Source organism: Azospirillum thiophilum, from assembly GCF_001305595.1.
Taxonomy (GTDB): Bacteria; Pseudomonadota; Alphaproteobacteria; order Azospirillales; family Azospirillaceae; genus Azospirillum; species Azospirillum thiophilum.
Map to the genome: position 1 here is coordinate 304181 of NZ_CP012402.1, position 19793 is coordinate 323973.

Consider the following 19793-nt stretch of genomic DNA (forward strand, 5'->3'; position numbering starts at 1 on the left):
ATACCAATGAACAAGCTCAAGACTCTGGGCATGACGGCCCTTCTGGTGCTGGCGTCCTTTTCCGCCTCCGCCCAGACCAAGTTGAAGCTCGGCCATGCGGCGCCGGAGACGGATCTGCAGCAGGCGATGTCGCTCTACTTCAAGGAGCAGGTGGAAAGCCGCTCCAAGGGGACGATCAGCATCACCGTGTTCCCGCAGGGGCAGCTTGGCAACGACGCCCAGATGATCGACGGAACCCGGTCCGGCATCACCGACATCACCATCTCGGGTCTCAATAATTTCACCGGCCTGGTTCCCGAGTCCGGCGTGTTCGAGCTGCCCTTCATCTTCCCGACGCGCCAGGTGGCCTACAAGGTTCTCGATGGCGAGATCGGCGCGGGGATCGCCGGCCAGTTCGGCAAGCATGGCCTCAAGGTCCTGGGCTTCCCCGAGAACGGCTACCGCAACATCACCAACAACCGCGGCCCGATTCGCGTTCCCGCCGACCTCAAGGGCCTGCAGATGCGCGTCAACAATTCGCGCGCCCTCAACGACATGTTCGCCCTGCTCGGCGCCAACCCGCAGCAGCTTCCGGTCGCCGAGCTCTACACCGCGCTGGAAACCGGCGTCGTGAACGCCCAGGACCATCCGGTCGGCATCGTCGTCTCCTTCAAGTTCAACGAGGTGCAGAAGTACCTGTCGCTGACCCAGCACGCCTATTCGCCGCTGGCCATGGTGATGAACGACAAGAAGTTCCAATCCCTGAGCGAGGCCGACCGCAAGATCATCGTCGAGTCCGCGAGGGACGCCGTCGCCAAGCAGCGCGAGATGAACATCGCCAAGGAAGAGGGCATGCTCGCGGAGCTGGAGAAGGAGGGTATGAAGGTCAATCGCGATGTCGATGCGGCCGCCTTCCAGACCGCGGTTCGCCAAGTCTGGGACGGGTTCACCAAGGCCAACGGCGACAAGCTCGTCAACGCCATCGTCGGCATGTCGAAGTAATCGGGGCGCGGGCAGCGCGGCCATTCGAGACGCTGCAGCCGGCTTCAGCAGGAGCCGGCTGCAGCGCTTTTCATATTGCAGCCGCAGCACAGCACCGGGCCGCGGGGGGCACGGGAAGACGCCCGGGGCTCACGCCCCCGGCGCCACCACGAAGCAGGCCATGCCGAGAGTCACCAGCCCGTTGCAGGCGCTGGCCGCATCCTGCTGCGACAGGCCGGACAGGCGGGCACGGTAGAGCGGCCCGGTCTGGGTATCGACGGCCTGCACGACCCGCTGCGAGCGCGACAGCACCGGCATCGAGGTCCGGGCGCGGTCGATCACGCGCTGGCTGTCGTCGGGCGAGCGGAAGGCGCCGAGTTGCACCGTCCACACACCCCCGCCGGCGCTGGCGATCGCCGGCATCGCCGTCACCGGGCGCGGTGCCGGGGCATCGGGGGTCGAGGTATCGGGTGCGACGACCCGCACCGCCGGTGCCGGTGCTGCGGCCGGGGCAGGGAGCGCCGCCACGCTGATCGGTGGCCGGCTCACCGCCGGGCGATTGCCGGCGGGCGGTGCATAGGAAGGAACGGAGTTGGACGAGGACGGCCGCGACGCTGCGTAGGACGAGCCGAAATCAGGGGAGGAGTCCGACGACGGAGCGCTGACCAGCACGATGTCGGCACCGTTGGGCGCCGGGGTGCGGTTCAGCCGCGGCCCGACCGACGCGATATAGCGCCGGGTCTCGCCCGGCAGGTTGCGCTTGCCGGCCAGATAGTCGCCATAGCAGCCCGGGCCGCAATTGTAAGCGCCGAGGAAACCCGGCGCGCCGAACAGATTGTACATCTCGCGGAGATAGGCGGTGCCGGCGATGATGTTGTCATGCGGGTCGAACGGGTCGGAGCCCAGATCGTGCTTGCGCCGCATCTCGTCATAGGTCGCCGGCATCACCTGCATCAGGCCCATGGCGCCGGCCTTGCTGACGATCGGCTTGCCGTTGGCCATGGTGCGCCCGCCGCTTTCCTGGCGGATCACCTCGCGGATCCACAGTTCCGGCATGTCGAACCGCTTCGACGCCTCGGCGACATGGGTGTCGATCTCGGCCTGGGATACGGCGCGTGGTGTCCCGCCGCCGCCGCCGCCGGCGCAGGCGGTCAGCAGGGCAGACAGGGCGGCGCAGGTCAGCAACGGCTTCAGGCGACGCACGGAACCCCCGGTCATCGTTCGTTTCTATCGTTTGGATAAGCCCGATTTGGAGGTAGCGACCTTTGCACATTCCAGCCCCGCCGTAAACCGTCCCGGCTGTGACCTTCGACGCGGCCGGAGAACGCGGAGGGGGGAGGGCGGAGGAGTCCTTCGGCGGGCAAGCGGCCGGACGGGCATCTACCGTCAGGAACCATGCCGGTCAGCTCTCACGGTTCAGCTCTCACGGTCGTCGTCGGGGTCGCGGCGGGTGGCCAACTCGCGCAGCAGCCGCTCCTTGGCGGTGCGCCGGCTCGGGCGTCCGGCCGTCCGTCCGAACAGCCCGCCCAGCAGCCCGCCGGGCCGCGGCTCCTCCTCCGGCTCGTCGGTGGTCTGGGCGCGTTCCGCCTCGCGCCGGGCCAGCATGGCCGCACGGTCGACCAGGGGGTTGCGCAGCCGGCGCGGCAGCGCCTTGAAGGCGAGGTTGGCGCGTTCCAGGTCGGCCATCGATTCGGTGGACCGCGCGATGCGCAGCGCCACCCGGAACAGATCCAGCCGCCACGCATCGTCCGGCGCATGCGGCAGGGTCTCCGCCGCCGCCAGCAGGGTATCCAGCCCCTTCCCGGTCAGCCCGCCGGTGGTCCCGTCACTCTTCCCGTCGCGTGCCATGCCGCCTTCGTCGCCGTCGCGCTGAAAGCGGACTTTAGGACGCTGGCTGCCGCTTTGTCTGCCCCCAAGCGGGGACCACGCCGTTTGGATAAAGGAGGAGCGCCGTCCGGACGCGAAACGGCCCCTCCCCGGCCGTGTGGAGAGGGGCCGTTCATCACACCGCGCGGCCCTTATTCGGCCGCCTGCGACACCGTCAGCCCCAGGCGTTTGGCGACGCCTTCGCCATAGGCGGGGTCGGCGGCCAGGAAATGCTTCAGCTGGCGCTGCTGGATGAACAGCGGGGCCTTGGCCAGCGTGCCGGCGATGTTGCCCATCAGCCGGTCCTGCGCCTCTGCGCCGATCAGGCGGAACAGGGCGCCTGCCTGGGCATAGTCGTCGTTGTCCTCGCGGTGGTCATAGTGGGCGGCATCGCCGCTGATGCGCAGTGGCGGCTCGCTGGCGACGCCGGTCTGGGCCGGGCCGCCGAAGCTGTTCGGCTCGTAGTTGGGCCGGCCGCCGCCGTTGCCGTCGGTGCGCATGGCGCCGTCGCGCTGATGGTTGTGGACCGGGCAGCCCTGCGGCTTGTTCACCGGGATCTGCGCGTAGTTGCCGCCCAGCCGGTAGCGGTGGGCGTCGGCATAGGCGAAGAGCCGGCCCTGCAGCATCTTGTCCGGGCTGAAGGAGATGCCTGGGACCACGCTGGCCGGGCTGAAGGCGGCCTGCTCGGTCTCGGCGAAGAAATTCTCCGGGTTGCGGTTCAGCACCAGCTCGCCGATCTCGATCAGCGGATAGTCGGCGTGCGGCCACACCTTGGTCAGGTCGAACGGGTTGATGCGGTAGGCCTCGGCCTCGGCCTCCGGCATGATCTGCACCGACACGGTCCAGGCCGGGAAGTCGCCGTCCTCGATCGAGGCGTACAGGTCGCGGGTGGCGTGGTCGGGATCGATGCCGCCCATCGTCACCGCCTGCTCGGCGGTGAAGTTCTCGATGCCCTGGCGGGTCTTGAAATGATACTTGACCCAGAAGCGTTCGTTGGCCGCGTTGATCCACGAGAAGGTGTGGCTGCCGAAGCCGTCCATGTGGCGATAGCTGCGCGGGGTGCCGCGGTCGCTGAACAGGATGGTCAGCTGGTGCATCGTCTCCGGCGACAGCGAGAAGAAGTCCCACATGGCGATGGGATCCTTCAGGTTGGTGGCCGGGTTGCGCTTCTGGGTGTGGATGAAGTCGGGGAACTTCAGGGGATCGCGCAGGAAGAAGACCGGCGTGTTGTTGCCGACCAGATCATAGTTGCCCTCCTCCGTGTAGAATTTCAGGGCGAAGCCGCGCGGGTCGCGCTCGGCATCGGCCGAGCCCTTCTCGCCGCCGACGGTGGAGAAGCGCAGGAAGACCGGCGTTTCCTTGCCGACCGAAGACAGGAAGGCGGCCTTGGTCCAGCCGGTCACGTTGCGGGTGACGCGGAAGCTGCCATAGGCGCCGGCACCCTTGGCGTGGACCACGCGCTCGGGAATGCGTTCGCGGTTGAAGTGGGCCAGCTTCTCGATCAGGTGGAAATCCTGGAGCAGCAGCGGACCGCGCGGCCCGGCGCTCAGCGAATTCTGGTTGTCGGGAACGGGCTGGCCGAAGCTGGTGGTCAGAATGCTCATCCGGGTCGTCCTTTCGAAGGCGGTGTCGCTCGATGCTGCGTCGATCGAGGCGGCGTCATTGTCTCGCCTCTGGTTATCCGGCGTCTTGAACGATATATCCAAGACATTGAAGGAAATGCTCCAATAGGCTCTCCCTATGACTCTTGCCGGCCTGTCCCTGCGTGACCTGGAATATGTCGTCGCTGTCGCCGAGTTGCGCCATTTCGGCCGGGCGGCGGAGCGGTGCGCCGTCAGTCAGCCGTCGCTGAGCGCCCAGATCCGCAAGCTGGAGGAGACGCTGGGGCTGGCCCTGTTCGAGCGGACCAGCCGCAAGGTGCTGCTGACCCCGCGCGGCGAGCCCATCGTGGCGCAGGCCCGCGTCGTGCTGGACGAGGCGCGCCGGCTGATGGCGCTGGCCGACGGGTCGGACGGCCGGCTGACCGGCCGGCTGCGGCTGGCGGCGATCCACACGCTCGGCCCCTACCTGTTTCCGCATATCCTGCCGCCGCTGCGCAGCATCTGGCCCGACCTGACGCTGATCCTGTCGGAGGGGCGGACCGACGCTCTGCTGGAGGAACTGCGCGACGGCCGGATCGACGCCGTGCTGCTGGCCCTGCCGGTGGAGAGCGACGGCCTGGTGGCCGAGCCGCTGTTCTTCGAGCCCTTCCTGCTCGCCCATCCCATCGGCCACCGGCTGTGCGGAACGCCCGACCTGTTGCTGGGCGATCTGGACGCCGGTGAGCTTCTGCTGCTGGAGGAGGGGCATTGCCTGCGCGATCAGGCGCTGGCCGCCTGCGGCCTGACCGCGCGCGGCGGCGGCGTCCACGCCACCGGGCTGGAGACGCTGCGCCATATGGTGGCGGCCGGGGCCGGCTGCACGCTGATGCCGCTGCTGGCGACGCGCGGGGTGGATGGCAGCACCGCCGGCGTCGGCGGGTTGGTGGAGTACCGGCCCTTCGATGGCGGGAAGCCCCCCGGCCGTGTCGTCGGTCTGGTCTGGCGGGCCAGCGACCCGCGCGACCGTGGCCTGCGGGAGCTGGCGGACCTGCTGCGGCGCGGCACGCCGGCCGGCACGGAGCCGCTCCTATCCCAAAAGGTCGACTGACGGCGGAAGGAACAAGCGCCCATCGGCCGGGTTGAAGGCTCGGCTCGTGCTTCTCACTATCCTGGGGCACGGGCACGACTTTCGATCCAGGCGGAGAATTGGGCGATCATGGCGAATATCCTGAGGCAGGCGACGCGGCTCGGTGAGGGATTGCCCTTTCCGCTGGGCGCGACATGGGATGGGCTGGGCGTCAACTTCGCCTTGTTTTCGGCCAACGCGACCAAGGTCGAGTTGTGTCTGTTCGACGAGAATGGCGAAGAGGAGCTCGAGCGGATCGAGCTTCCCGAATTCACCAACGAGATCTGGCACGGCTATTTGCCCGACGCCCGCCCCGGCCTGCTCTATGGCTACCGCGTCCATGGGCCGTACGAGCCGGAGCAGGGGCACCGGTTCAACCCGAACAAATTGCTGCTCGATCCCTATGCCAAGGAACTGGTCGGCGAGATCCGGTGGAACCCGGCCCATTTCGGCTATGTGATGGAATCGGGCGACGACCTGACCTTCGACAAGCGCGACAGCGCGCCCTTCATGCCGAAATGCAAGGTGATCGATCCCGCCTTCACCTGGGGCCGCGACCACAAGCCGGGCACCGCCTGGGACCGCACCATCTTCTATGAGATGCATGTCAAGGGCTTCACCAGGCTGCATCCGGCGGTGCCCGACAGCCTGCGCGGCACCTATGGCGGCATGGCGGTCAAGGAGGTCGTCGACTACATCAAGTCGCTGGGCATCACCTCGGTCGAGCTGCTGCCGGTGCATGCCTTCGTCCAGGACCAGCATCTGGTCGACAAAGGCCTGGCCAACTACTGGGGCTACAATTCCATCGGCTTCTTCGCGCCGGAGCCGCGCTACGCCGCCTCGGGCAACGCTATCAAGGAATTCAAGGAGATGGTGGCGCATCTCCACAATGCCGGGCTCGAGGTGATCCTCGACGTCGTCTACAACCACACAGCGGAAGGGAACGAGCGCGGCCCGACCCTGTCCTTCAAGGGGATCGACAACGCGTCCTACTACCGCCTGCTGCCCGACCAGAAGCGCTACTACATCAACGAGACCGGGACCGGGAACACCGTCAATCTCAGCCACCCGCGCGTGCTGCAGATGGTCACCGACAGCCTGCGCTACTGGGCGACGGAGATGCATGTCGACGGTTTCCGCTTCGACCTCGCCACCATCCTGGGGCGCGAGCCCTACGGCTTCGACGAGGGCGGCGGCTTCCTCGACAGCTGCCTGCAGGATCCGATCCTCAACAGCGTCAAGCTGATCGCCGAGCCGTGGGACTGCGGTCCCGGCGGCTATCAGGTCGGCAATTTCCCGCCGGGCTGGGCGGAATGGAACGACAAGTTCCGCGACACCGTCCGCGCCTTCTGGAAGGGCGACGAGGGCAAGCTGCCGGAGGTGGCGCCGCGGCTGTGCGGTTCCGCCGACCTGTTCGACAAGCGCGGGCGCAAGCCCTGGGCCAGCGTGAACTTCATCACCGCCCATGACGGCTACACGCTGAACGACCTCGTCTCCTACAACGACAAGCACAACGAGGCGAATGGCGAGGACAACAACGACGGCCATTCCCACAACCTGTCCTGGAACCATGGCGAGGAAGGGCCGACGGAGGATCCGGAGATCAGGGAACTGCGCGAGCGCCAGAAGCGCAACCTGCTGGCCACCCTGCTGCTGTCGCAAGGCTCGCCGATGCTGCTGGCCGGCGACGAGTTCGGCAACACCCAGCATGGCAACAACAACGCCTATTGCCAGGACAACGAGACGGCGTGGCTCAACTGGGACGGCATCGACGAGGACGGGCAGGCGCTGATCGAGTTCGTCCGCCGGGTCATCGCGGTGCGCCAGTCCTTTCCGATGCTGCGGCGCGGGCGCTTCCTGTCCGGCGAATACAATGCCGAGTTCGACATCAAGGATGTGACCTGGCTGACCCCCGCCGCCGACGAGATGGACGAGAGCCATTGGCATGACGGCAATGCCCGCTGCATGGGCATGCTGCTGGACGGCCGCGCCCAGGCCAGCGGCATCAAGCGGCCGGCGATGGATGCCACGCTGCTTCTGGTCATCAATTCGCACCATGACGTGGTCGGCTTCACCTTGCCCGAGGTGACGGGCGGCAATGTCTGGCGCTGTCTGGTCGACACCAACCTGCCGGACCCCGACGAGGCGCCGCGCGTCGACACCGGCGACACCTATATGGTGACCGGCCGGTCGCTGCTGCTGCTGGCGCTGGAGCCGGAAGGCAAGACCTCCTTCGCGCTCCGCCGTGCCGCCCATGCCCTGCGCAACGTCGCCGAAAGCCCGACCCTCACCTTCAACGACGACGGCGCGGAGGCGGAAATCACCGCCGCGCCGTCCGCGGCCCCCGAGGAGAAGGAGCCGGTCGTGGCGGAGGCGGACGAGGCGGAAGCGGCCGAAGCCGCCGCGAACCCCGATCCGGCCAAGCCCGACGGCAAGAAGCCGAGCTGACCCGCCGCATCTCCCTCCCCCGCCCGCCGGGGGAGGGACCTCAGGATCCGACCGTCATGAAACTCTTCGAATGCCAGAACTGCCACCAGCCGCTCTATTTCGAGAACACGCTGTGCGAGCGCTGCGGCTACCGGCTGGGCTATCTGCCGGACGCCCGTACCCTGTCGGCCATCGACCCCACCAGCGATGACGGGGTGTGGAGCGCGCTCGCCACCACCGAACCGCTCTACAAATTCTGCGCGAATGCGGAGCTCGATGCCTGCAACTGGATGCTGCCCGCCGATTCTGCGGAGACGCACTGCGCCGCCTGCCGCCACAACCGCACCATTCCCGACCTGTCCGACACCGCCAACCTCACGCTCTGGCGCAAGCTGGAACTGGCGAAGCATCATCTGTTCTACACGCTGACCAACCTGAATTTGCCGCTCGAAACCCGGACGGAGAATCCGGAGGAGGGACTGGCCTTCGACTTCCTGACCGATACGGTGGCGCCGGACGGCACGGTGACGCCGGTGCTGACCGGCCATGCCAACGGGCTCATCACGATCAACATCGCCGAAGCCGACGACGCGGAGCGCGAACGGCGCCGCTCCGACATGGGCGAACCCTACCGCACGCTGCTCGGCCATTTCCGCCACGAGATCGGCCATTATGTCTGGGACCGGCTGGTCCGCGACGACGAGGCGGTGCTGGAGCGCTTCCGCGCGCTGTTCGGCGACGAGCGCGAGGATTACGGCGAGGCGCTGCAACGCCATTATGCCAACGGCGCACCCCCCGACTGGCAGGCCAACTATGTCAGCTCATACGCCACCGCCCACCCGTGGGAGGATTTCGCCGAGACCTGGGCTCATTACCTGCACATCGTCGACACGCTGGAAACCGCCCGTGCCTTCGGCCTGCGGATCCGTCCGCGCATCACCGAGGGCGCGGACCTGGAATCGGAGATCGACTTCAACCCGCACAAGGCGAGGGACATCGACGACCTGATCGAGCCCTGGCTGCCCCTGACCTACGCGGTGAACAGCCTGAACCGCAGCATGGGCCAGCCCGATCTCTACCCCTTCATCCTGTCGCCGTCTGTCATCGAAAAGCTCGGCTTCATGAACAGGATGATGCGGGATCTGTAGCCGCGGGTCCGCCGCCTCACTCCGCCGCCCGCTCCGCCACCTGCCGGACCCAGCGCACCGCGCGGTTGCGGCCGTCGCGCTTGGCCTTGTAGAGCGCGGCGTCCGCATGCCGCATGACGGTCGCCATGTCGCCGTCATCCTCCGGCCATGCGGCGATGCCGATGGAGCAGCCGACGCGCACCTTCTCGCCGTCGATCGACACCGGTTCGTTGACGGCGGCGATGATGCGGGCGGCAAGCTCGCCGGTGTCCGGGGCGGCGCGGCCGGGGCGGCGCGGCAACACGGCGGCGAACTCATCGCCGCCCAGGCGGGCGATCACGTCGTCGTCGCGGAAGATGGCGGCGAGCCGGCTGCCGACCTGCCGCAGCACGGCGTCGCCGGCGTCGTGGCCCAGCCGGTCGTTCACCGGCTTGAATCCGTCGAGGTCGATGTACATCACCGTCGCCGAGCCGTTGCCGCCGGTGGAGGCTTCCACATACTGTTCGAAATAGCGGCGGTTCGGCAGCGCGGTCAGCCGGTCCTCGTAGGCGATGTCCTCCAGCCGCATCAGGGCGGCGTCCTTGTTGGTCAGGCTGTCGACCATGTCCCGCAGCGAGGCGGACAGCCGGCGGATCTCCGCCGCGCCGCCGACGTCGGGGATCTCTACACCGCGTTCGCCGCTGCCGATCCGTGCCGCCGCGTCGGCGATGGCGCTCAGCGGACGGGAGATCCGCCCGGCGGCGAACCAGCCGGCCAGGCTGAACAGCAGGGCCAGCACGATGCCCGAGCCGACGATGATCTGCTGCAGCCGGCCGGACTGTGCGAACACGATGTCGGCGGGCTGCCGGGCGACAACTGTCCAGCCCAGTCCGGCGTAGTCGTGCAGCCCCTTGCCGTGCGCCACCCCGGTCACGTAGGTGACGCCGTCCGGCCAGACATCGGCGCTCCAGCCGTCGCGCGTCCTGGTGGACAGCACCGGCACGGGCAGCGGCCTGCCGACCGATCCGTCCGGGCCGATCAGCACGGTGCCGTCGGCCGACAGGATGAAGAGCGACAGGCCCTTGAGGTCCGCCAGCGGTTCGATCAACTGGCGGATCGAGGCATGCGCCCATTCCCAACTGTAATGGGTGGCGAGCACGCCGACCACCGTGCCGTCGGATTTCTGCAGCGGGGCGGAGACGTCGACGAATTTCGGTGTTTCGCCTTGCAGGTACGGCACTTGGCCCTTGAGCGCCACCGCCTCGTGGACGTCGCCGACGAACAGCCCCTTCATCCCCTCCTGGTGGACCGGCCGCCTGGAGATGTCCGCTCCCAGCAGCAGCCCGTTGGAGGCGGCGACCACCCGGCCGCCGGCGTCGGTCATGCCGATCCAGGCGATGGTCGTATCGCGGCGCTTCAACTCGTCGATGGTCGACTGCGCCACCGCCGGATCCTTCAGCGCGTCGATCCGCGACAGCGCGGCGATCTGGTTGGCGCGTGCCCACATGGTCGAATCGAGCTGCCGTGCCAGCGACTGCGCCAGCCCGGTCATCGAACTGCCGACCTCCTGCGCCAGTGCGTCGGCGGCGCTGTTGCCGACGAACAGACCCTTTGCGAGTGCCGAGCCGAGCACCAGAATGGCGATGGTGACGGCCACGGTTGCGCGCAGGCCGAGCGGACGGCGGCGGTCAGGAGCGGCCATTTCGCCGGGCACTTCGGTGGGCGTCGTCGCGGTCACGGTCGGATGATCTCAGTCAATGCTGCCAAGCGATCATCCTACCCCGAAATGCAGGGTCAAGGAAAACCCTGGGGAATCCCTAAAATATCTCGGTTGGACGGCGTCCATGGCCCGGTCGCGGCGATGCGCCGGGCAGGGTTGCGAATTCGCCGAAAAAGTTTGCAAAGCTGACTTTCAGCGTATTGCTAAAAAAGGAAAAGGCCGCTAGCAATGAAGCCGCGGCCCGAGTTTAGGGAGGAAACGCCTGAAAGGCGATCAAAACAACAAATAATGCTGCGTCGCCGAAAATCCAGCCCGTTGCGGCTGGATTTTTCGTTTCCGGCGCAAGGATCCATCGCATATTCCGTGTTGCCCCGGTGGATGGGGGATTCCCCGAACGGTTGGTTGCGCTATCATGTCGGCCCAACGAACCATACAGCCGGGAAGAAACCCCATCATGAAACGGCGTGCGTTCCTCACCAGCGCCGGCGTCGGCCTTGCCGCCGCCGGAACCGTCGCGGCTCCGGCCATCGCCCAGACCCAGCCCGAGATCAAGTGGCGCATGGCGTCGAGCTATCCCAAGAGCCTCGACACCATCTATGGCGCGGCAGAGTTCATCGCCAAGCGCGTTTCCGACGCCACCGACGGCAAGTTCCAGATCCGCACCTTCGCCGCCGGCGAGATCGTCCCGGCGCTCCAGGTGCTGGATGCGGTCCAGAATGGAACGGTCGAGTGCGGCCAGTCGGCGGCCTATTTCTATGTCGGCAAGGATCCGACCTTCTGCTTCGACACCGCCATGCCGTTCGGCCTGAACACCCGCCAGCACATCGCCTGGATGATGCATGGCGGCGGGCTGGAGCTGATGCGCGAGGTATTCAAGGACTACAACATCCACCACATCCCCGCCGGCAACACCAGTGCCCAGATGGGCGGCTGGTTCCGCAAGGAAATCAAGAGCCTGGAGGATCTGAAGGGCCTGAAGATGCGCATCGGCGGTCTGGTGGGCCAGATCCTGACGCCGTTCGGGCTGGTGCCGCAGCAGTTGGGCGGTGGCGACATCTATCCGGCGCTGGAGCGCGGCACCATCGACGCCGCGGAATTCGTCGGCCCCTATGACGACGAGAAGCTCGGCTTCCACAAGGTCGCCAAATACTACTACTACCCCGGCTGGTGGGAAGGGTCGGCCCAGATCCCGCTGATGTTCAACATGCAGGCCTGGGAGCAGTTGCCGAAATCCTACCAGACCATCATGGAGCAGGCCTGCTGGGAGGCCAACACCTGGATGATCGCCAAGTACGACACGCTGAACGCCGCCGCGCTGAAGCGGCTGGTCGGCGGCGGCGCCGTGCTGCGTGCGTTCCCGCGCGACATGATGCAGGCCTGCGAGAAGGCGTCGTTCGAATTCTACGACAAGCTCGCCGCCGGCAATCCGCGCTTCAAGAAGGTCTATGACGGCTGGAAGCCGTTCCTGGAGCAGGAGCGCCTGTGGTTCCGCGTCGCCGAGAACGGCTTCGACAGCTTCGTCTACAGCCAGTCGGCGCTGCAGCGCTGACCGGGGTTCCGGAACAGGCTTTGGGGGCGGATCCCGTGCGGCGATTCGCCCCGCTCGCCGTGCAGATGGCGGATTTTCGCGGTTTCCTCAGTCCGCATCGGCGATCATCGGCCTTCTCAATCGCATGCGAATGGAGCACACTGTCGGTCGAAGCGTGGGCAGGGGCTTCGCAATTGCACAAAAAATTGGCAAGCTGTTGAATTGATCACGACATAGCCATTCCTCTTGTCTATTTTCTTAAACGCATGGTACCGTCAGGGCCAGAAAGACGGACCGGACCGGGGTGGCGTTCCCGGATGCCCGGTCCCTTCTGACGGGAGCGGACGGATGGACGGCGGGATGATCGCGACGACACAATCCCTGGTGCGCTTCACCGGGGTGCAGAAGACCTACGATGGCGAGCATCTCGTGGTGAAGAGCCTGGATCTCGACATCCGCAAGGGCGAGTTCCTGACCCTGCTGGGGCCGTCGGGGTCGGGCAAGACCACCACGCTGATGATGCTGGCCGGGTTCGAGGTGCCGACCCAGGGCGAAATCTTCATCGGCGACCGGCCGATCAAGAACGTGCCGCCGCACAAGCGCGACATCGGCATGGTCTTCCAGAACTACGCCCTGTTTCCCCATCTGACGATCGAGGAGAACGTCGCCTTTCCGCTGTCGGTCCGCGGTGTTCCGAAGGCGGAGGTCAAGGAACGCGTGGCCGCCGCGCTCGACATGATCAAGCTCGGCTCCCTCGCCGCCCGCCGGCCGGGCCAGCTGTCCGGCGGCCAGCAGCAGCGCGTGGCGCTGGCGCGCGCCCTGGTGTTCAACCCGGCGCTGGTGCTGATGGACGAACCGCTGGGTGCGCTGGACAAGCGCCTGCGCGAGCATATGCAGCTCGAGATCAAGCGCCTGCACGAGACGATGGGCCTGACCGTCGTCTACGTCACCCACGACCAGGGGGAGGCGCTGACGATGTCCGACCGCATCGCGGTCTTCAACGACGGCATCGTCCAGCAGATCGACCGCCCCGACGCGCTGTACGAGCGCCCGGTGAACAGCTTCGTCGCCAACTTCATCGGCGAGAACAATGTTCTGAGCGGGGTTGTTGAAAATATCGAACAGGGCTGGGCCCGCGTGGCGCTGGACGCCGGCGGTTCGGTGGTGGCGCAGGCGGTGAACATCGGCGGCGCCGGCAACCGCACCTCGCTGTCGCTCCGGCCGGAGCGCGTGGCGATCGAAACCGGCGATTCGGGCGACACCGCCATGAATCGCCTGCCGGCCACCCTGACCGACCTGATCTATCTCGGCGACCACACGCTGGCGGTGCTCGCCACCCCGGCCAATCCTGAATTCATGGTCAAGCTGCCGGCCGGCTCCTATGCCGGGCTGGCGCCGGGCCAGGACGTGTTCATCGCCTTCCGCCCGGAGGACTGCCGGGCGTTGGATCCGGTCTGAGGACGTGGTTCCTCGGGTCGGGGTGCCCTCCACCAACAACAACCGCGATTGATAAGGACGGGGAAAATGTCGAAGATTAAGGTGGCTCTCGGTTTCGCTGCGACCTTCACCGCCCTCACGGCCCTGGCCTCCGCCGCCAGCGCCCGCGACCTGACCGTCGTGTCGTGGGGCGGCGCCTATCAGGATGTCCAGAAGAAGGTCTATTTCGAGCCGTTCAAGGCCACCGGCACGGCGATGAACGACGAATCCTGGGACGGCGGCGTCGGCGTCCTGCGCGCAAAGGTCCAGGGCGGCGCCTCCACCTGGGACGTGGTCCAGGTCGAGAGCGACGAGCTGGCGCTGGGTTGCGACGAGGGCCTGTTCGAGAAGATCAATTATTCAAAGATCGGCGGCGAGGAGGCCTATCTGCCGGCCACCGTCAACGCCTGCGGTGTCGGCGCCATCGTCTATGACTTCGTGCTCGGTTACGACAAGGACAAGCTGAAGGACGCGCCGAAGAGCTGGGCCGACTTCTTCGACACCAAGAAGTTCCCGGGCAAGCGCGGCCTGCGCCAGGGCGCCAAGACCACGCTCGAGATCGCGCTGATGGCCGACGGCGTGGCGCCTGCCGACGTCTACAAGGTGCTGGGCACCGATGCCGGCATCGACCGCGCCTTCAAGAAGCTCGACACCATCAAGAACGACATCGTCTGGTGGAAGGCCGGCGCCCAGCCGCCGCAGCTGCTGGCTTCCGGCGAGGTGGCGATGACCTCGGTCTACAACGGCCGCATCGACGCCGCCAACAAGAACGAGAAGAAGAACTTCGGCATGGTGTGGAACGGCGCGCTGTTCACCATCGACAGCTGGGTCATCCTGAAGGGCAGCCCGAACCAGGACGCCGCCTACAAGTTCCTGAGCTTCGTCGGCAAGCCCGAGAACCAGGCCAAGCTGTCCGAAGGCATCGCCTACGGCACGTCGAACAAGAAGGCCCCGTCGCTGCTGCAGAAGGCCGTCCTGGCCGACCTGCCGACCGCGCCGGACAACATGAAGAACGCGATCGAGATCAACACCGACTTCTGGCTGGAGAACATCGACCGCCTGACCGAGCGCTTCAACAAGTGGGCGGCCAAGTAAGCGTCTGAGCAAGCAGTATCTCCCTCTCCCGTCCCGGGAGAGGGAAGGGTGAGGGGCACCACAAGAATCCCGAACCGCATGGTTCCTTGGATTACCCCTCACCCGGCGCCTTCGGCGCCACCCTCTCCCGGGGCGGGAGAGGGAAGGGATTTTTCAACAGGACAATGCCGATGACAGCCGCCTTCGTTGCCGGCGCCGACGTGCCGTTGAAGCGTCGATTGAAACGGGCCGAGCGCGCCCGGCAGTTCCGCGCGCTGGGTCTGGTGCTGCCGCTGCTGGCCTTCCTGCTGTTCACCTTCGTCGTGCCGCTGGCCGGCATGATCTGGAAGTCGGTCGACGATTGGGAGGTGCCGCAGGTGCTGCCCCAGACCGTGGCGGCACTGGAGCGCTGGAACGGCCAAGGCCTGCCGGACGAGGCCGCCTTCGCCGCGCTGGCCGCCGACATCCGCACCGCGCGCGAGGCCGGGACGCTGGCCGTCGCGGCCAAGCGGCTGAACTATGTCGTCAACGGCTACCGCACCACGCTGCTGTCCACCGGACGCAAGCTGAAGGAGCAGCCGGCGCCCGGCACCGCGAAGGACACGATGATCGAGATCGCCCCGGCCTGGGGCGAGCGGCAGAGCTGGACCGCGATCAAGAGCGCCAGCGGCCCGGTCACCAGCTATTACCTGCTGGCCGCCGTCGACCTGACCCGCGACGCGGAGGGCGCCATCGTCGCTGCTCCGGCCGACCAGTCGATCTACCGCGACGTCTTCGGCCGCACCTTCGAGATCGGCTTCGGCGTCACCGCGCTGTGCCTGCTGCTGGGCTTCCCGGTGGCCTATCTGCTGGCGAACCTGCCGACCGGCCAGTCGAACCTGCTGATGATCTTCGTGCTGCTGCCCTTCTGGACCTCGCTGCTGGTGCGGACCTGCGCTTGGATCGTGATCCTGCAGAGCGAGGGCATCGTCAACGGCTCGCTGCAATGGCTGGGCGTCATCGACGAGCCGATGCGGCTGATCTACAACCGGTTTGGCGTCTACATGGCGATGACCCATGTGCTGCTGCCCTTCATGATCCTGCCACTCTACAGCGTCATGCGCGGCATCTCGCCGGCCTATATGCGGGCCGCCGCCTCGCTGGGGGCGCCGCCGGCGACCGCCTTCCTGCGCATCTACCTGCCGCAGACCATCCCCGGGATCGGCGCCGGCTGCCTGCTCGTCTTCATCCTGGCCATCGGCTACTACATCACGCCCGCGCTGGTCGGCGGGGCGGCGGACCAGATGATTTCCGCCTTCATCGCCTTCTACACCACGGAAACTGTCAACTGGGGCCTCGCCTCGGCGCTGGGCGCGGTGCTGCTGCTCTCCACGGTGGTGCTGGCGGTGCTCTACGGCAAGCTGGCGCTCGGCCGCCAGACGACGGGAGGTCTGAAGAATTGAGCGCGAACCACTCCCCGCAGACCGCCAGCCAGCGCATCGCCTGGATCGCGACCATCGTGTCGGCGACGCTGGTGTTCATCTTCCTGATGGCGCCGATCCTGGCCATCGTGCCGCTGTCCTTCAGTTCCAGCACCTACCTGACCTATCCGCTGCCGGGCTTCTCGCTGCGCTGGTACGAGGAGTTCCTCGGCTCGGCGCGCTGGATGAACTCGCTGAAGAACAGCATGATCATCGGCGTGGCCTCGGCCGTGCTGTCGATGGTGCTGGGCACCCTGGCCTCGCTGGGGCTGGCGCAGTGGAAGAGCAAGTGGAAGCCGCTGGTGCTGGCCATCGTGCTGTCGCCGATGGTGGTTCCGGTCGTCATCACCGCGGTCGGCGTCTATTTCTTCTTCGCGCCGCTCGGGCTGACCGGCAACTATCTCGGCCTGATCCTGGTGCATACCGCGCTGGCGACACCCTTCGTCGTCATCACCGTGTCGGCCACCCTGCAGAGCTTCGACATGACGCTGGCGCGCGCCGCGGCCTCGCTGGGGGCGCCGCCGCTGCTGACCTTCCGCAAGGTGATCCTGCCGCTGATCCTGCCGGGCCTGGCATCGGGCGCCCTGTTCGCCTTCGCCACCAGCTTCGACGAGGTGGTGACCGTGCTGTTCCTCGCCGGGCCCGAGCAGCGCACCCTGCCCAGGGAGATGTTCAGCGGCATCCGCGAGAACATCAGCCCGACCATCACCGCGGTGGCGGTGGTGCTGACGGTGATCTCAGTCTGCATGCTGTCGACGCTGGAGCTCCTGCGCCGGCGCAACGAGCGGCTGAAGGGGAACGCGGGGTAGGGGAGTGGCGTGCGGCGTAGGTAATCTGGAAACCGCGCCGCTTTTGCCCTACCTTCAGGATGGCCATGTCGTCAGGGAGCCGCGCATGTCTGCCGTGCCGTTCGATACACTCCGTTTTGCGACGAAACTGCAAGCCGGCGGCTTCTCGGTCGAGCAGGCACGTGCGGCGGCTGAAGCCTTTGCCGAAGCAACCAGTGAGGAAATCGCCACCAAATCGGACATCGCGGCGTTGCGCACTGGATTGGGCAACGACATGCAGATCATGGAGCGCGACCTGAAAATCTGGTTCGGCAAAATGATGGCATGGCAGTTGACGGCCATCGCCGGGCTGCTTGGCATTGCCACGGCGATCGTCAAATTCGTCTAGCCCTGTGGGAGCTGGCAATAGGGAAAAATTAGAAATTAGGCGGTGCCACTTTACAGATACGGCGGCGTGCAGGCGCTGATCAGTTCGCACTCCACGTCGCCGATGTTGCGGAACCGATGCGGGATGCGGCTGTCGAAGAAATAGGCGTCGCCGGGGCCGAGCAACTGCTTGCGGTCGCCGACCGTCAGCTCGATCTGGCCCCTGACGACGATGCCGCCCTCCTCGGACTCATGCTGCAGCATGGTCCGGCCGGTATCGGCACCGGGGGCGTAGCGTTCATGGAGGATTTGCAGGTTGCGGCTGCGCAGGTCGCCGACCTGCCGGAAGGAAACCTGTCCGACCGTGCCCTTCAACTCGCCGGCCAGCTCGATCAGCTCGCTGCCCTTGAAGAAGATCTGCTCGGGCGGCGGCAGGTCGTCGGAGGAGAAGAACTCGGCCAGCGTCATCGGGATGCCCTGCAGCACCTTGCGCAGGGACGACACCGACGGGCTGCTGCGGTTCTGCTCGATCAGCGAGATGGTGCCGTTGGTCACTCCGGCCAGCTGGGCGAGCGCCCGCTGAGACAGCCCATGCTGCTCGCGGATCTGCTTCAACCTGGCGCCGACATCGAATTCCATCACCGGACTCCTGCTCCACTCCGGTTAACGCAATAGCCGATTCGCACAACCCCGTCATTAGAATATGAACAGTTAAACAGGGGTTGTTTAATTTATTAAACATGGTACGCTTCTTTCCAACATCGAGGCCCCTGAGCCGGAAGCCCTTGAAGTGAAAGGGCGATCCGGCCGGGCGCGGCCTGCCGGTCCAATCTCTCAATCCAGGGCGATCGAACATGCTGTCGTTGAACGACCAGGGTCTTCTCCGAACCAAGGGCTACGTGAACGGTGCGTGGCGCGCGGCCGATTCCGGGAAGAGCTTCCCGGTCACCAACCCGGCCACCGGCGCCGTCATCGCCGAGGTCGCCGACATGGGCGCCGCCGAGACGCGCGAGGCGATCGCCGCCGCCGATGCCGCGCTGCCGGCCTGGAAGGCCAAGACCGCCAAGGAACGCGCGGCCATCCTGCGCCGCTGGTACGATCTGATCCTCGCCGCTCAGGAGGATCTGGCCCAGCTGATGACCGCCGAGCAGGGCAAGCCGCTGACCGAATCGCGTGGCGAGGTGGTCTACGGCGCCTCCTTCATCGAGTGGTTCGCGGAGGAGGGCAAGCGCGCCTATGGCGACGTCATTCCCAGCTTCGCCGCCAACAAGCGCATCGTCGTCCTGAAGGAGGCGATCGGTGTCGTCGCGGCGATCACGCCGTGGAACTTCCCGAACGCCATGATCACCCGCAAATGCGCCCCGGCTCTCGCCGCCGGCTGCACCGTGGTGGTCAAGCCGGCCGAGGACACGCCGCTGTCGGCGCTGGCGCTGGCCGAACTGGCCGAGCGCGCCGGCATCCCGGCCGGTGTCTTCAACATCGTGATGGGCCGCGACCCGGCCGCCATCGGCCATGAGCTGACCCACAGCCCGATCGTCCGCAAGGTCAGCTTCACCGGCTCGACCGAAATCGGCAAGCTGCTGATGCGGCAGGCCGCCAGCACGGTCAAGAAGGTGTCGCTGGAGCTGGGCGGCAACGCCCCTTTCATCGTCTTCGACGACGCCGACCTCGACGAGGCGGTCAAGGGCGCCATGGCGTCGAAGTACCGCAATGCCGGCCAGACCTGCGTTTGCGCCAACCGCCTGCTGGTCCAGGCCGGCGTCTATGACGCCTTCGCCGCCAAGCTGGCCGAGGCGGTCAAGCAGTTGAAGGTCGGCAACGGCGTCGAGCCCGGCGTGACCCAGGGGCCGCTGATCAATGCCGACGCAATCGCCAAGGTCGAGGAACTGATGGGCGACGCGCTGGAGAAGGGCGCCAAGGTCGCTCTCGGCGGCAAGCGCCATGCGCTGGGCGGCACCTTCTTCGAGCCGACCATCCTGACCGGCATCACCACCGAGATGCGCGTCGCCCGCGAGGAGATCTTCGGCCCGGTCGCCCCGCTGTTCAGGTTCGAGACGGAAGAGGACGCCATCCGCATGGCGAACGACACCGAGTTCGGGCTTGCCGCCTATTTCTACAGCCGCGACATCGGCCGCGTCTGGCGCGTGGCGGAGAAGCTGGAATACGGCATCGTCGGCATCAACGAGGGCATCATCTCGACCGAGGTGGCTCCCTTCGGCGGCGTCAAGGAGTCCGGCATCGGCCGCGAAGGCTCCAAGTACGGCCTCGACGATTTCATGGAAGTCAAATACCTCTGCGTCGGCCTCGGCGCCTGAC

General features: G+C 66.6%; 16 protein-coding genes. 11 read left to right on the forward strand and 5 right to left on the reverse strand.

What is annotated here, in order from left to right; translation table 11 throughout:
- The first annotated feature begins 6 nt into the window (after positions 1-6).
- The gene (locus AL072_RS15265; protein WP_045586195.1) at positions 7-981 is read left to right on the forward strand and encodes a DctP family TRAP transporter solute-binding subunit; all 975 of its coding nucleotides are present in this window, start codon (positions 7-9) and stop codon (positions 979-981) included.
- A 129-nt stretch (positions 982-1110) separates the two neighbouring features.
- Here the strand turns inward: AL072_RS15265 and AL072_RS15270 are convergent, their stop codons facing one another.
- The 3 genes from AL072_RS15270 to AL072_RS15280 form a co-directional block, all read right to left on the reverse strand.
- A complete protein-coding gene (locus tag AL072_RS15270; RefSeq protein ID WP_045586196.1) occupies positions 1111-2178 on the reverse strand; it encodes a transglycosylase SLT domain-containing protein in 1068 nt (355 codons plus the stop codon).
- A 198-nt stretch (positions 2179-2376) separates the two neighbouring features.
- Complete coding sequence (locus AL072_RS15275; RefSeq protein ID WP_045586197.1) at positions 2377-2808, reverse strand: hypothetical protein; 432 nt, start codon at positions 2806-2808, stop codon at positions 2377-2379.
- Positions 2809-2978: 170 nt separating this feature from the next.
- Complete coding sequence (locus AL072_RS15280; RefSeq protein WP_045586198.1) at positions 2979-4430, reverse strand: catalase; 1452 nt, start codon at positions 4428-4430, stop codon at positions 2979-2981.
- 136 nt (positions 4431-4566) lie between these two features.
- On the opposite strand from AL072_RS15280, the gene AL072_RS15285 reads away from it, so the two are divergent.
- The 3 genes from AL072_RS15285 to AL072_RS15295 all read left to right on the forward strand — a co-directional run bounded on the left by AL072_RS15285 (position 4567) and on the right by AL072_RS15295 (position 9107).
- Complete coding sequence (locus tag AL072_RS15285; RefSeq protein ID WP_045586199.1) at positions 4567-5514, forward strand: LysR substrate-binding domain-containing protein; 948 nt, start codon at positions 4567-4569, stop codon at positions 5512-5514.
- Between the two features lie 108 nt (positions 5515-5622).
- Positions 5623-7980 (forward strand): glycogen debranching protein GlgX, encoded by a 2358-nt coding sequence (gene glgX / locus AL072_RS15290; protein WP_045586200.1) that lies wholly within the window; start codon positions 5623-5625, stop codon positions 7978-7980.
- 56 nt (positions 7981-8036) lie between these two features.
- On the forward strand, positions 8037-9107 hold the full coding sequence (locus AL072_RS15295) for a zinc-binding metallopeptidase family protein (protein WP_060721717.1): 1071 nt from the start codon (positions 8037-8039) through the stop codon (positions 9105-9107).
- 16 nt (positions 9108-9123) lie between these two features.
- On the opposite strand, the gene AL072_RS15300 is transcribed toward AL072_RS15295, so the two are convergent.
- Positions 9124-10803: a sensor domain-containing diguanylate cyclase gene (locus AL072_RS15300; protein ID WP_052710492.1), complete on the reverse strand. Its 1680-nt coding sequence runs from the start codon at positions 10801-10803 to the stop codon at positions 9124-9126.
- A 436-nt stretch (positions 10804-11239) separates the two neighbouring features.
- Here AL072_RS15300 and AL072_RS15305 point away from each other — a divergent pair, with 436 nt between their 5' ends.
- From AL072_RS15305 to AL072_RS15330, 6 genes are all read left to right on the forward strand, one after another.
- Positions 11240-12334: a TRAP transporter substrate-binding protein gene (locus tag AL072_RS15305; RefSeq protein WP_045586201.1), complete on the forward strand. Its 1095-nt coding sequence runs from the start codon at positions 11240-11242 to the stop codon at positions 12332-12334.
- Between the two features lie 327 nt (positions 12335-12661).
- The gene (locus AL072_RS15310; protein WP_045586202.1) at positions 12662-13771 is read left to right on the forward strand and encodes an ABC transporter ATP-binding protein; all 1110 of its coding nucleotides are present in this window, start codon (positions 12662-12664) and stop codon (positions 13769-13771) included.
- A gap of 66 nt (positions 13772-13837) precedes the next feature.
- Positions 13838-14884 (forward strand): ABC transporter substrate-binding protein, encoded by a 1047-nt coding sequence (locus AL072_RS15315; protein ID WP_045586203.1) that lies wholly within the window; start codon positions 13838-13840, stop codon positions 14882-14884.
- A 170-nt stretch (positions 14885-15054) separates the two neighbouring features.
- Positions 15055-16305, forward strand: a complete 1251-nt coding sequence (locus AL072_RS15320) for an ABC transporter permease (protein ID WP_045586292.1) — start codon at positions 15055-15057, stop codon at positions 16303-16305.
- A complete protein-coding gene (locus AL072_RS15325) occupies positions 16302-17132 on the forward strand; it encodes an ABC transporter permease (protein WP_045586204.1) in 831 nt (276 codons plus the stop codon). The genes AL072_RS15320 and AL072_RS15325 overlap by 4 nt, the downstream gene beginning before the upstream one ends.
- 85 nt (positions 17133-17217) lie before the next feature.
- Positions 17218-17499, forward strand: a complete 282-nt coding sequence (locus AL072_RS15330) for a hypothetical protein (RefSeq protein ID WP_045586293.1) — start codon at positions 17218-17220, stop codon at positions 17497-17499.
- 50 nt (positions 17500-17549) lie between these two features.
- Here the strand turns inward: AL072_RS15330 and AL072_RS15335 are convergent, their stop codons facing one another.
- Positions 17550-18116: a cupin domain-containing protein gene (locus tag AL072_RS15335; RefSeq protein WP_045586205.1), complete on the reverse strand. Its 567-nt coding sequence runs from the start codon at positions 18114-18116 to the stop codon at positions 17550-17552.
- 215 nt (positions 18117-18331) lie between these two features.
- Here AL072_RS15335 and AL072_RS15340 point away from each other — a divergent pair, with 215 nt between their 5' ends.
- On the forward strand, positions 18332-19792 hold the full coding sequence (locus AL072_RS15340; protein ID WP_200909866.1) for an NAD-dependent succinate-semialdehyde dehydrogenase: 1461 nt from the start codon (positions 18332-18334) through the stop codon (positions 19790-19792).
- Position 19793: the final 1 nt, after the last annotated feature.

Coding starts and splice junctions, on each gene's coding strand:
- AL072_RS15265 (WP_045586195.1), top strand. CDS start 7: ATGAACAAGCTCAAGACTCTGGGCATGACGGCCCTTCTGGTGCTGGCG.
- AL072_RS15270 (WP_045586196.1), bottom strand. CDS start 2,178: ATGACCGGGGGTTCCGTGCGTCGCCTGAAGCCGTTGCTGACCTGCGCC.
- AL072_RS15275 (WP_045586197.1), bottom strand. CDS start 2,808: ATGGCACGCGACGGGAAGAGTGACGGGACCACCGGCGGGCTGACCGGG.
- AL072_RS15280 (WP_045586198.1), bottom strand. CDS start 4,430: ATGAGCATTCTGACCACCAGCTTCGGCCAGCCCGTTCCCGACAACCAG.
- AL072_RS15285 (WP_045586199.1), top strand. CDS start 4,567: ATGACTCTTGCCGGCCTGTCCCTGCGTGACCTGGAATATGTCGTCGCT.
- glgX (WP_045586200.1), top strand. CDS start 5,623: ATGGCGAATATCCTGAGGCAGGCGACGCGGCTCGGTGAGGGATTGCCC.
- AL072_RS15295 (WP_060721717.1), top strand. CDS start 8,037: ATGAAACTCTTCGAATGCCAGAACTGCCACCAGCCGCTCTATTTCGAG.
- AL072_RS15305 (WP_045586201.1), top strand. CDS start 11,240: ATGAAACGGCGTGCGTTCCTCACCAGCGCCGGCGTCGGCCTTGCCGCC.
- AL072_RS15310 (WP_045586202.1), top strand. CDS start 12,662: ATGGACGGCGGGATGATCGCGACGACACAATCCCTGGTGCGCTTCACC.
- AL072_RS15315 (WP_045586203.1), top strand. CDS start 13,838: ATGTCGAAGATTAAGGTGGCTCTCGGTTTCGCTGCGACCTTCACCGCC.
- AL072_RS15320 (WP_045586292.1), top strand. CDS start 15,055: ATGACAGCCGCCTTCGTTGCCGGCGCCGACGTGCCGTTGAAGCGTCGA.
- AL072_RS15330 (WP_045586293.1), top strand. CDS start 17,218: ATGTCTGCCGTGCCGTTCGATACACTCCGTTTTGCGACGAAACTGCAA.
- AL072_RS15335 (WP_045586205.1), bottom strand. CDS start 18,116: ATGGAATTCGATGTCGGCGCCAGGTTGAAGCAGATCCGCGAGCAGCAT.
- AL072_RS15340 (WP_200909866.1), top strand. CDS start 18,332: ATGCTGTCGTTGAACGACCAGGGTCTTCTCCGAACCAAGGGCTACGTG.